Origin of the sequence: Psychrobacillus vulpis, assembly GCF_006861825.1 — a bacterium.
In the GTDB taxonomy this organism is placed as follows: Bacteria; Bacillota; Bacilli; order Bacillales_A; family Planococcaceae; genus Psychrobacillus; species Psychrobacillus vulpis.
Genome location: NZ_VDGI01000009.1, coordinates 17656 through 30579, shown reverse-complemented (window position 1 = coordinate 30579; position 12924 = coordinate 17656). Strand labels below are relative to the sequence as shown.

Genomic DNA, 12924 nt, shown 5'->3' with positions numbered 1-12924 from the left:
CTATGATAACAATACTGTATATAAAAAACTCTTTTCAACTTAATAATAAATGAAGTTAAGTTACTCTAAACCCACCAACACCCATGTGATGCCACATAGACTCCCCACATTGTGAATGCTATGCGTGGCTTTAACTAACAGACTAAGCCAAAATTAAGCGTTTTTTTTTTACGTATGGCTTTATTAGAGTGTGTCTTTGGAATATCTAACTTAATATTTATTGAAACATAAAAAGTAGACGGTTTAGAAGTGCGGTAATGCACCTCTTATTGACCGTCTGCTTTTACTGTGATTTTATGAATGAAGCGAGCTTAGATGGTGGTTGGTGCTAGCTCTGTGAGTGGTAACAAGCGCTTCACCTCGATTCCTTATTTGAAGAGCAAGTATACTGGTACTTAGGGACTTGTTTCAATCATTAACGGTATTTTCTGATTCCCCCCTACATACCAGGTTTCTTCTTTTATTTTTAAATGACTTTCCCTTTTCCGGAGTTAGAGATAACCATATAGCTCATTAAACATTAATATACTTAAAATTATAATTTATGGTCATTATTAGGATATAATTGGATGTATAAAATTTTAGAAAGGAAAAGGGAATGTAAATGAATATAAATTACTTTGTTTTTAAATTAAATGTTCAACCTAATACTATAGTTAGTTTTAAAAATGAAAATGAATTCGAATATTTAATTAATAAGCTAATTCCTGCTGTACTGGATCATGTAATAGGAATAAAACAAAAAGAAGGATTTAAAGAAACTGTCTATGAATTAATTCCTGAATTAAATAATGAAGTAGAATTTAATGAAAGGTTTATAAAATTAGAGGACGAAAGTAGCAAATTATATGAGCTGTATAAAGAAATATTATTAAAATACAAAGAAAAAGAAGAAATTTTTTATTCAAAAAAGTTTTTACAATTAAATGACAAATGTAAACGATTGCGAAATGAATTCGAAAAAAAATATCCCGCTATAATAAAATCATATAATTTAATTACTGATGACAAAATTGATGAGGAAGAAAATTTTGAATTCGAAAATAAGATCGGTACGGGTATTACTCATTTAAGAAAATTTTATAAAATAAAATTATATGTAGACAAAAATAAGAAGCAACTGGTAAATCCTTTGAATCTAAAGGCTTATTACAAGCCTACAAAAGAACATATATTAGTAGAAAGTAAATCTGAAGAGGATGCACTATATTATATAACGGCTTTAGAAAGAATTATTAATAATGACTCATTTGCTATAGGGAAAATAGGGAAAATTAATATTAACCCCGTTTACGAATCAATAACATTTGAACAAAAAGAGTATACAGAAATTAGCTTTGTAATTGTTTATCCAAACGGTAATCCACCATTAGATAGGCATAATATATTAAAAAATTCAGAAGCCAAAGAATTACATACTACTCTTGTTGGTCCAGATGGGCAACCTTTAAAATTAGAAAGTTTAAAAGCCGAGCTAAATGAACAAGCTAAAAATGGTTATTTAAAATCATTGGTTGGTAAAGGCGTGAATAAGGGGAAAAATATAGTGAAAAAGATTAAAAAAGTAGCTAATTTAGATATTACCTTATAAGAAGGGAGCTTATCCATATGGAAGGGAATTTTTATAAGAATCCAATAAGTGTAATTTGGAAAGCAAAAAGTAATTTAATGCCTTCATATTTGTTTATAATTTGGATGATTTTCTTATTTGGCTCAATTATCGGTGTTTTTTGGCTAAATTTCATAGATTTCTCATCATTTAAAATGGAAGAATATTTTTCAATATCATCGACTGGATTGACACTTACTTTAGCGTTATTTGTTGCGGGTAAAGATGCATTTAGAGATGAAGATTTAAAAAAGTTAGCAAGTTATGAAAGTGATGAAGTTAAAAAAGGACAAGCTTTAATTGATTTTATAGGGCCGTATGTATTCACTGCCTTATTATTTTTAATAACAGGATTAATATCCTTATTTGGACCCTTTGTAAAAACTCCATTAGACCCTTTATATATTAAAATATCGAAAATATGTTATATTAATATGCTTAGTTTAGGTATACTTAGCTTATTTAACTTAGTTATAACAATGTTGAATGATGTTTTTTCATCAGCTTTCAGAAAATGATATTATGAAAATTTCTAGGCTCTTTTTAAATGTTGTATATATAAGTTTCCCGAATGAATGGATTTGTATGATTGCAAATGGTGCTGAAATGCTAGCAAAAGAATTACAATTTGAGCATGTACATAAGTTAGGTAATCTAACCAATGACAGCGTACAATGCTAGTTTGTCCAACTCTTCATTTAATATTAAATCGAATAAACAAGATAAAAATGGAATTTACATTGGATTTAAGAATGGACTTTCTTTAAATAATGAAATAGTTAATAAAAAATCATGGACCATTGAGAATATAGATAATAGAACAGAATTATTATCTAGTTATTTGATATCGAGTCTTGAATTGAGTAATAGACTAAGAATATAAAGAATTAGAATTATGATAAATACAATAGTAAAGTACTACTACAATTAAAAGGTTAGAAGTGTTATTCAAAGATATAAGTTTAGACTAATAGAAATTCAGGGGGGAAATAATGAATTTAACTTTCGAACAATTATTCAATAAAGCTGTAGAAAATATATCTGAGCAATATGAACGAGAAGGAAAGAAATTGTCTGAAGATATATTATTACAGGCCATTGAAAATTCACTTGATGAAGATTTATTCGATAATATTGCCGAGGGTTTTTATCAAATTTTGAAAGATAATATGTATGAACCTTTGGAATCGGAAAGGCTATTACATTGCGAATTTAGATCACGCATTAAACAACGATGGTTAAAACCTTTAGCTTTGTTTAATGGGTTTATTATTATTACTGAAGAAATTTGTGCTAATGATATAAATAAATCAAAGGAAATTAAGATATTAGATGAGAATACTTCCGAACATACTTTGAAATATTATACAATTATGAAGTTACTTGCAAAACAGATTATTTTAGCAAAGGAAATAATTTATCTTTTAGAGGGGGGCTTTGCAGATGCTGCACTCTCTCGTTGGCGAACAGCCCATGAATCAAAAATTATTCTGTTGCTATTTTTAAAGTGTTCTGATGATGAAAGGATTTTGAAAGAGCTTTTAACTAGATTTAATGATGCATCAATAATAGAGGAGTATAAAGAACTTAGAAACTATGGGAAAACTACCCCAGAAAATACATATTATAATGATTTAAAAATTAACTACCATAAGGTTCTTAAAAAATATGGAGATAAATTTAGATGGGATTACGAATGGGCAAGACCAATTTTTAGTAACCTAAAAAGACGTATTTACTTTAAAGATCTTGAAAATCATATAAGAGTTCATGAGGAAACTACTTCTTTTTATCAGAAAGCGAACTATCAAATACACTCAAGCCCTTTAGGTACATTTGCTAGCTTAGGTACAATAGACATGGAAGGTATGGAATCGCCAGCATATATTTTTGGTCCAAGTAATTTAGGATTAAGAATCCCTGGACAACTAGAAATATTTACTTTGTATGAGACTATAGTAACGTATCTTAATACGGACCCTTCAATAGACAATTTAATATATATAAAAACATTGGGTAAGTTCATGAATGAAATTTTTGAAGAATTTGAGAAGGTTGAAGAAGAAATTATTAATGATGAGCTTAGTCTTCGCGAAGAAAGATAGTTCTATATTTGTCTTTTAGCTTTGTAATAGTTCATATAAACGTAACGGATTAAGCTTCGGCAGATTCTGTTACGTTTTTTATTCAAGGAACTTTCCCACCTTTCTTTTATTGCAAAGCACATAAACTTCGAATATCTATGTAGTTGAAAAAGGTTATTTAAGCGATTGCAAAGAAGCTTGGATAATAGCATTTCATCCAAATATTAAAACAGAGCAATAGCAAGTAAAAATAATTGTCGAGGAATCAACCATCTAGAACCTAATTGAAGTTAATAAACGTATTTTACCAGTTATTATAAGGAAGGAGATAATCCTTGGATAAGCAACAGTAGACGATTAGTAAAAAAACTCGATTCCGCTTAATGGGAACCGATTTTATATAATTAAACCCACCAACATCCCTTGTGTTGCCACATACACTCCACACATGTGGAGTGCATGGCGTTAATAGTGTTAAAATAGCTTGATATCAATAGGGTTAATAGATTTTAGTTGGATGTTGAAGAGTATTTTATGTTCCCTCGGACTAATGGGGAGGACCTGAAAAAGTCGATTTGTACCAAAATTTTGGTACAAATCGACTTTTTACTTTTATAGAATTATGAAAATAGCAAATTTCTGCCATGTTTTTTATATTTTCTATATTTTTTCGGTGCCCTCCTAATGGTTCAGGGGGGCACAGAATGATTTAATCGAATTCAATGTTGAAAAAAGTGAAGCGATTGCTCTGATAAAATATTATGCTTGTTAATATAAGGGACAAGAGCATTACGATCAATTGGGAGCTAGTTGTGCAAAGTAGGCAAATGCGAAAGTAAACACAATTATTGGGTTAGCAAAGTACCTAGAGGGTTTCTACCTTTTGCTAGACGAGATACATGTCGAGCGTCTTGCGGATTGGTTAATTAATAATAAAGTGTATGAGTGTGAACGTCATGCCATTACTTTCTATTTGGCCAACTATATTAAGAGAAAAATTAAAGGATTGTATCGGGATGTTAATAATGGTGGGTTTAGTACAACTTTAAGCATATTGGGAAACAAGAAAGCACGGAAAGAACTTGAAAAACAAATTCGGGTACGAAAGATTGAAGGCGTCCATTTGATTGGGTGTTAATGGATTGGTAAACAATATTTATACAAACGTGACAAATGAACCATCTTTATTTCTATTACAGGCACTATTATAATTCTGAATAGTTTGGGTTCATGTGGAGCTCATTTAATGGAAAAGGCCTCTTCAAAACCCTCTTTCCAAAATTATTAATTAAACCTGAAGATATTATAATAGGTTAAATTGACTAAAATTAGTATAGATTATATAATTTAGTAGTCTTAAAAATAGTTATGAGAGAGATAGCTTTCATTCTTGGCAAGTTTCTTAACGTTAAGAACCTCACCAAACTGTCATATGATTTCTAGATACAGTAACAGTAGTTGCAGGTCTGGCAAGTCAGTTAAACTTATCACAGTTGTAATTACCTCCACAATGTAATTATAATTGAGTGTTTTAAAGACTTTCGCTTTTAACAAAGTAAAGTATAGTGGTCAGCAGAGCATTTATTCTTATGAATAAATGATACAACATTAGTCTAGGAGGTTGCTCTGTTATGATACGGAAGGGATCACGACCATTAAATTACCTTCCTAGCTCTTCTAGTATCGAATGGTCAAAGTATAAACAAAAGAATTATTTACATTTCGATGAACGAATTAAAATAGAGCATATGAAGTCTAAACTCCAAGATAGTGAGTGGGTAACTTCATATGCTTTTTTAACATTCATTAAAAGTGATTACACATATAATAGGGCCTGAACAGTTCCACGCACTACCCGAGTCTGCATACAAACTACTTATAAATACTAGAGAGAAGGTAGGTAACTCACGAAATTTTAAAGAATTTGAATAAAAATGAGAACAATTGAATAATGGATTTAATTTCTTTCCTAAAGCTATAGCTCCAAAAATTTTTGACAAGGTAACATATGTAGTTATTATAACAATGAACCCATTAATTTTGCTCCAGATGAAAAGTAGAGAAGTAGTGCGAATTTAACATTATCGAATTATTCTGCATAGAAGGATGAATATCGAGCGTTTAAATTTAAAAAGAAACTCTAATGTATTTAAATATAATTGATAAAAGGTAGGTAGCAATATGATCAATGAGCGAATAAAACAAATTGAGGATGAGGTAGATCAATATTTATACAATAAATTAGATGAGAATATACCTAGATATAAATATATTTACCATATGAACTTAGTTTATATAGATTATATTATCAAAAATCAACTTTGGTTTTCACAGGTTGAGAAACATATAGTATTTTCATTAAGTTATAATACATTTCTTGCTTATAAAAAATTAAAGGAAGAGGATACTACTGATTTTAATTTTGATCAAAATTTATATTTGGTTTGCTTTGAAAACTTGATATTTGGTATGGAGTATTCAATGTTGTGTGAAGTTTTTCCTGCTGTAAGGTCAAACAAAACAAGAATGAATATAAACGAAGAAAAAAAAACAATTACTGTTCAACAAGATAATTTGCCCCGTGGACAATATGAATTTTTTTTGAAATATATAATGAAAAAGTCACTTAGCTATACATTACAGATGACATCAGGGATGTTAGAAAAAAAGCCAATTGAGGAAGCCGCTTGGGAATTAACTGAGGGATATTTTAGTTTTTGGAACGAAAATATGATGTATGATGATTTTGAGCCATATTCACGTCAAGATTGGGGAGGAATTTCATCATTTTTTACTTCCGCTGCTATGAGGCGTTTTATTAGACTATATAGAGAAGATTTTAATCTCAATAGAATAAAGCCGGCTAAAGTAATGGTGGTATTATCTCCATATGGTAGAGAAAAATTAGTAGAATACACTATTTCTCAGGATAAAGAAATGGTTGAAAAAGTTCTCAATGACTTAATATATAAACCAATTGGGAATGGACTATTTCCAAAATCTCATCTTTCAGACTCACCAGTCATATGCACAAAAGATGATATCTATTATTAAATCCACTCGTATTATTATCAAATGATTCAAGTGAGACTATGTTATTAAATAATTTAAGAAAATACGACAACGAGCGGTATTTAAGAATAAAAGACAAGCTTAAAGAAAGAGTAATACCTCTTATTGAACAACTTATTAAGTTAAAATATCCAGAGTCAATTGTAATAACAAATTTTAATCTCCCTATACCTAATAAAAAGAAACAAAAAAGAGAATTAGATATTTTAATTGTAGATAATGATAATGGTTTTGTATTATATATTGAAGTAAAACATTTTTTTAATCCAAATTCTTATTCAGAAATTAAGAGTCTGGATAATCAGTTTAGAGATGCTCTAAAAAAAGCGCCAGATCAGTTATTTGCTATTCAAGAAAATTGGGAATTAATCAAACAAAGATACTCTGTACAAACTGAAATTACATCACTAAAAGCCATAATTTTTTCACATAATTACTTAGGAAAAGATGTTGAAATCAATACAGAAATTCCAATTGTAAATACAACGAATTTCTATGAAAGTCTTGCAAATGCTTCATCAGTTGAGGAATTATATCAATTAAATAAAGAAATAGACTACATTTATACTAGCATACCTATCATTCGAATACCTTTTGATTTCAGCTTCGCTGGTTACAAATTTTATCTTGAATTGGAAACCTTTGACCCAGTATTTGAAATAGAATTTTTAAAAGCGCATAGAAAAATCATCTTAAATGGTATTGATTTGGACCAACAAACAGTATTTAGAAGCATAGAAGAATATGCGCAGGTACTTTTAGAAAAATTACAAAATTCAAAATAAATAGGGATATGTTGGAGAGGCAATGTACTGATATCATTAGAACTAAGTTTATTCATCTTAATATATCCTTGAAGACGATAGAAATAGGTAGGAATTGAATTCTTTTTATACAAATTTTTCTGCAATTATTTATTAATATCAATGGAGTGAAACTCCATTACAATAAAATTTCTCGTCTCCGTAAGCAGATTTTTAAAAACATAGTCAAAACAGTGGTCAGAGATATTAAAAGGGCATGAAAAACGCATGGAAAAAGCATGAAAAACGCCTCGAAACCTTTATATGACAGCGTTTTAGAGAGGCTTGGGTTGAAGTCCCGCCGCTCTATATTTAAATGGCTGAGAAACGTAGTCATATCAAAGTGACATAAAGCATAAATTTTCCTTTTGGAAAGTTTATGTTTTATTTTTATTTAGGATGTTTTATCCTTTATCAAGATTAAGTTCTCTAATCTGATTTGTGCTAATAAGAGGAGAAGTTTATCAAATAAAAGAATTCAACAGTCTGAAATTAAAAGGTTAGAAAGTTAGGATCCTAACCAGCAATTATGTCCTATCTTAAAAAAATAAATAATCCCCACTCTACTTAGAAAAATTAGCTAAGTAATATCCAATAATTATTGTATATTGGAGGGTAAGAGAATTATGAAATCTATTGCTAAGGTACAAGCTTTCATCAAAATACAAGGGGGAAAAGTTTATGAAAAGGAATTATACAATCAAAGCATTAAGCGATGAACAACTTAAATTCACTTTATTTTCACCGAATTACTTTCAGAAAGTGAATAGAATAGAAGAAATAATTATTAATTGTATACCTGGGCTAACAGTACTGTCTGGAAATAGAGGTGTGGGTAAGTCTACTATAATAAATTATTATCTAAATAAATTTAAAGATAAAAAAGATTACCTTTTTTTCAAATTTAACTTAACTAAAAATAACAATAATTTTTTTAGAGATGTGTTTACATATGTGGAAAATATAAATTTAGATTCTGAAAAAATTGATGAAAATACAAAATCTGAAATTATATCTCTTATAAAATCTTTAAAATATGAGATTTTCTTTAATGTTATACATGAAGAAATAATCAATAAAGAACACTTAGTCTCCCAAGAATCTAAGGACCAAGCGGGATTTAAAATTAAAATCCCATTTGTTGAAATATTTAATTTTAATGGAAGTATTTCAGAAAGCAGATCTGAAAAAGATAAGGATTTATTTCAAACAAAAATTATTAAAACAAAAAATTTTTATAAAGACGATATACAAAATAAACTAATCAAAATTTTAAATCTAATCTCCAATTACTATAAAGTTTTTTTCATTATTGATGAATTAGATAAAATGGATAATCTTAGTTTTAATAGCTTCGTATTAGAAAATAAAATGCTTTTTCTGGAAGCTGACTTGTCATTCTTCTTTATAATAGACAAGGAAAAATGTATAGATTTACAGTATAATAATTCATTAATGGAATCTATAATTCGAGAAAATATATATATATCTAATCTGGAATGGCCGGAATTTTTGATAATTGCTTCAAGAATGGATACAGACATTTCAGTAAATCAATTACGCGAAGCTTTCTATAACACAAGAGGCAATTACAGAAAACTGATTAATTTACAATTATATAATAAAAATAGATATCATATTTATAAACAAACAGATTCCTTGAAGTGTTTTTTATTATTTAATTATTTCATGAATATTCCATATATAGCTAACTTGCCGGACTTAATTAAAGACTTTGTTAAGGATTTTTTATACGAGGTAATAGATACTTTTATAATGGTTGGTCCACTTAGTAAAAATGAGTTAGAAAAAATAAGCGAAAACTACAGTGAAAACACTATTTTGTGTTCGGTTATCAGTAGATTAATACATGAAGTAATTAATTTAAATGATTACGAAAAAATAATATTGCCTGATAATTCGATTTTGAGAGAAGAAATAAAAAAATATCATCAACCAAAAAAACTATATTACAATTCATTTAAAAAGCTTCATAAGTATAATATTTTAGAGATAGATACACCCGAGTTAAAAGATTGGTTATATTATATTGAGGCTTGGATAGATTGTATAGATTTCATTTGTATATGCAAACAGGAAACAGAAAAAATAGATTCTGATACAGGTTCAGCAAATATCAATTACTTGTCGTATCATTGTAATATTTTTGTTTCAAATGACTATATTGAACCAACAATTTTCTTAAATAGTGAAGGGTTTGCTTGGATTCATGAGTATGGAAATAGGAAAAACACCTTGATTGAGTTTTTGGATGATTTAGGATTATTCTATTTAGTAATCGATTTAGAAGACAATGTTCTCAATAGGGAATTTTTAAAAAGTCAAAATAATTTTAGAGATTTAGAAAAGAAGATACTAGAAAAATACGATTCAAAGTTATAAGTCTTCTTAAAAATTTTTGATTCCTAAAGATATCCCTTTACTAGTATGAATGATGCGAAAACTAAGGAAGAAGAAAAAGAAAACTAAGAAGCGTCCATCATATAAAGCAGCAACAGAGCGACCGAAATTGTATCTTCGGTCTCACCTTTATGAATAGGACAGAATTAATTCTCTCATTAACAAAATCATAGGCAACATGTGCCTAAAAGTTGCAGGAGTTTAACGGATAGACGACCGCCACACGATTACCGAAAACGATGGAGCTGGAAGTGAAAACGCTCACTTCCAGCTCATTTAATTATTATCCGTCGGTACTGGTGTAGCCAAAGTCTGATCCAAAGCACTCTGGAAACGATTAAGTACAGTTAGCTTAATAAAGCTTCTTATGAAAAAGTTACTCTCTTTGATAGCTCTATAAGTACTTTTCTTATTAATTGGAAACCTCTTGCTAGCTACTTGAATTATTCGCTGTTTCTTCGACTGCCTAAAATAAAGCAATTCATATATACAAGGCAGAGTCAGCAGAGTAGTCATAGCTAACATGCCAATTAACAACTATAGCGAGATTTAAAACAGCTACCCTGTGTTAAAAACATTCATGTTAATTCAAACAAACGTGAATGTTATGATTTTCATGTTTGTCTCTGACACAGGGACACACACTAAGATTCTGAAGATAATTCAGTGATTGTGGCTTTTTGTTGTTTCTATAATACCCCAAACTTTTCCATGTAAAAAGTATTCTAACATAAATAACCATTACAAAATTCTAAAAATTTGTGTTAGAATAAAATATCAGTCTACTTAAAGTTAAAATAAGTACATATTATTTTATCGGGGAGAAGTGATTGTGATTTTTTTTATTATGGGAGTTTTAAGAAAATTTTGGGGGATAGTAGAATGAAAAATTTATTTGTTAAATGGAATCAAATGAGCTTAGTAAAAAGGATTATGATTGGTATTATTGTAGGTCTTATTTTAGCTTTAACGGTTCCTAAAGCCGCAAGTTGGGTCTCCATTTTCGGATCTTTATTTGTCGGTGCATTAAAGGCAGTTGCACCAATATTAGTATTATTCATAGTAATGCATGCGATTGCCGTACATAAAAAGGGCAAGAAAACGAATATGAAATCGATTCTTGGTCTTTATGGTATTGGTACATTCCTAGCTGGGGCTGTTGCTGTAGTTGCAAGCTTTATGTTCCCAGTTACATTAACATTGACAACAGGAGCAGAAGACGTCTCTCCACCAGAAGGTATTCTGGAAGTTCTTCAAACATTACTATTTAACTTAGTTTCCAATCCAGTTGCTGCAATCATAAATGCTAACTATCTAGGTATATTAATGTGGGCAATCGTTCTTGGGATTGCATTAAAAAATGCGAATCAAAATACGAAAGACATGTTAGGTAATTTTTCGGATGCAATCACTAAAGTAGTACAATGGGTGATTAATTTAGCACCGCTTGGTATTATGGGGCTTGTTTTTAGTGCAATTGTAACAAGTGGTCTTTCTGCTTTACTTGATTACGGTAGATTAATTTTAATTTTAGTTGGATGTATGTTGTTTATCGCACTTGTAGTGAATCCGTTAATCGTATTCATCTATACGCGAAAAAATCCTTATCCACTTGTTTTCATGGTTTTAAGAGAAAGTGGTATTTATGCATTCTTTACACGTAGTTCAGCTGCAAATATTCCGGTAAATATGAAATTATGTGAAAAACTAGGCTTAGATGAGGATACTTATGCAGTGTCAATCCCTTTAGGTGCTACTATTAATATGGCCGGTGCAGCCGTTACAATTGCTGTGCTAACTCTTGCAACAGTAAATACGCTTGGTATTGAAGTTGATTTTGTGACTGCACTTCTGCTTACTGTTGTAGCAGCTGTCTCTGCAGCAGGTGCATCAGGTGTTGCAGGTGGATCACTTTTACTTATCCCACTAGCATGTAATTTATTTGGAGTTCCAGCTGATATTGCAATGCAAGTTGTAGGTGTTGGTTTTATCATCGGTGTTATTCAAGATTCTTGTGAAACTGCACTGAATTCATCTTCTGACGTACTGTTCACAGCTACTGCGGAGTACGCTAAAGAACGTAAAGAAGGTAAACAGGGTAAAGTAGTTTCTGTGAATTCCTAGAATCTACGACAATAGTAGAAAGAATTAATAGACTGCGATTTAGATGATTTAAAAGCCACGATTACCGAAGATGATTCGGTGATCGTGGCTTTTTGGTTGTGTAATGATTGACCCGGATCATGGCAGTCAACGTACAACTATTTATATTTCAAAAATTAAACTCTCTTTTATTTATTTATAACAAATAACTGGAAGAGGTTTTTTGTTTTAGTTAAAATTAGCGACTTGATTGATGACTTTAAAATGAATCAGCAAATTTAAGGTCGTAAAGATAAGTATAATGAATACAATTTGGCTATGAATTATTTTACTAAGTTTTTACTGGTATATGCAAGGTTAGGCAGTACAATAATAAAGTAAAAAGGTTTACTTCAGTAAAATAAGGTATATTATATTTGTTGAATAGATTCTCTTTAAAGACAAGAAAAGTAGGTGAACAAAGTGGGTAAATATCAATTGGATACCAAAGGTCAGGTGGCTGTGGCAAAGTATCATGAAAAACACAAGCCTGCCAAATTTGATAAAAAGGAGCAACTTGAAAAAATACGTGCGGAGTATTTGAAAAAAAAGCAAAAACAAACAGATAAATAATATGAATGAAAACATAGGAAGACTAATGGACACGGGTTCAAATCCTGCCACCTCCATAAAAAAATTGGTAAATATAAAAAAAGATGGGAGTTTAGGACTCGCATCTTTTTTTATCATTAGTAATTATGCATAACGACATAAATAAATGGGAAATTTGAGTTTAAGATAAGGGCCACGATTACCGAAGATGATTCGATGATCGTGGCTTTTTTTGTTATCT

At 29.9% G+C, this 12924-nt stretch carries 11 protein-coding genes; all 11 read left to right on the top strand.

Annotated features, from left to right (window positions below; translation table 11 throughout):
- Positions 1-604 precede the first annotated feature (604 nt).
- A complete protein-coding gene (locus FG384_RS09700) occupies positions 605-1591 on the top strand; it encodes a hypothetical protein (protein ID WP_142642406.1) in 987 nt (328 codons plus the stop codon).
- A gap of 17 nt (positions 1592-1608) precedes the next feature.
- Positions 1609-2127: a hypothetical protein gene (locus tag FG384_RS09695; RefSeq protein WP_142642405.1), complete on the top strand. Its 519-nt coding sequence runs from the start codon at positions 1609-1611 to the stop codon at positions 2125-2127.
- A gap of 143 nt (positions 2128-2270) precedes the next feature.
- Complete coding sequence (locus FG384_RS09690) at positions 2271-2492, top strand: GmrSD restriction endonuclease domain-containing protein (RefSeq protein ID WP_142642404.1); 222 nt, start codon at positions 2271-2273, stop codon at positions 2490-2492.
- Positions 2493-2601: 109 nt separating this feature from the next.
- Positions 2602-3714 carry a DUF5677 domain-containing protein gene (locus FG384_RS09685; protein WP_142642403.1) on the top strand — a complete coding sequence of 371 codons (1113 nt, stop codon included), beginning with the start codon at positions 2602-2604 and terminating at the stop codon, positions 3712-3714.
- An 862-nt stretch (positions 3715-4576) separates the two neighbouring features.
- Positions 4577-4831, top strand: a complete 255-nt coding sequence (locus tag FG384_RS09680; RefSeq protein ID WP_142642402.1) for a hypothetical protein — start codon at positions 4577-4579, stop codon at positions 4829-4831.
- 493 nt (positions 4832-5324) lie between these two features.
- A complete protein-coding gene (locus tag FG384_RS09675; protein ID WP_142642401.1) occupies positions 5325-5531 on the top strand; it encodes a hypothetical protein in 207 nt (68 codons plus the stop codon).
- A gap of 343 nt (positions 5532-5874) precedes the next feature.
- Positions 5875-6747: a hypothetical protein gene (locus FG384_RS09670; protein ID WP_142642400.1), complete on the top strand. Its 873-nt coding sequence runs from the start codon at positions 5875-5877 to the stop codon at positions 6745-6747.
- Between the two features lie 38 nt (positions 6748-6785).
- Entirely contained in the window at positions 6786-7550 is a 765-nt protein-coding gene (locus FG384_RS09665) for an NERD domain-containing protein (RefSeq protein WP_142642399.1), read from the top strand.
- A gap of 699 nt (positions 7551-8249) precedes the next feature.
- Positions 8250-9971 carry a hypothetical protein gene (locus tag FG384_RS09660; RefSeq protein ID WP_142642398.1) on the top strand — a complete coding sequence of 574 codons (1722 nt, stop codon included), beginning with the start codon at positions 8250-8252 and terminating at the stop codon, positions 9969-9971.
- A gap of 900 nt (positions 9972-10871) precedes the next feature.
- Positions 10872-12113 carry a serine/threonine transporter SstT gene (gene sstT, locus FG384_RS09655; RefSeq protein ID WP_142642397.1) on the top strand — a complete coding sequence of 414 codons (1242 nt, stop codon included), beginning with the start codon at positions 10872-10874 and terminating at the stop codon, positions 12111-12113.
- Between the two features lie 441 nt (positions 12114-12554).
- Positions 12555-12704: a hypothetical protein gene (locus tag FG384_RS19795; RefSeq protein ID WP_166462424.1), complete on the top strand. Its 150-nt coding sequence runs from the start codon at positions 12555-12557 to the stop codon at positions 12702-12704.
- Positions 12705-12924: the final 220 nt, after the last annotated feature.